Here is a 291-nt window from a genome sequence, read left to right as displayed (position 1 = left end):
GCCGGACCTGAGATTTGAGGGTGAGGGTGATCCACGCGATCACCTCGATGCCTTCAACGACCTGATGGAGCTACATCAGGTCTCTGATCTAGCGAGGTGTCGATGCTTCGCGGTGACTCTCACTGGTGATGCAAAAATGTGGTACAAAAGGCTAAGGGCGACCAATCAACTCATGGCACCAGTTCTCCTCGCTTTTTCTCCAACAATTCCAAGCGAGGAGATAGTTCGCAATACCGCTTAGTTATCTAAGCATCTACCATGAGGAAGGTGAGTCCCTAACCTCCTATTTAT

The 291-nt window shown here is 49.8% G+C and carries 1 protein-coding gene; it reads left to right on the top strand.

The window, feature by feature from the left end; translation table 11 throughout:
• On the top strand, positions 1-241 hold a 241-nt coding region (locus LOK78_RS16500; RefSeq protein ID WP_232635682.1), incomplete at its 5' end, for a hypothetical protein.
• Between the last annotated feature and the right edge of the window lie 50 nt (positions 242-291).

Source organism: Mangrovimonas futianensis (assembly GCF_021245805.1).
GTDB lineage: Bacteria > Bacteroidota > Bacteroidia > Flavobacteriales > Flavobacteriaceae > Mangrovimonas > Mangrovimonas futianensis.
This window is presented reverse-complemented; position numbering and strand designations above follow the sequence as displayed.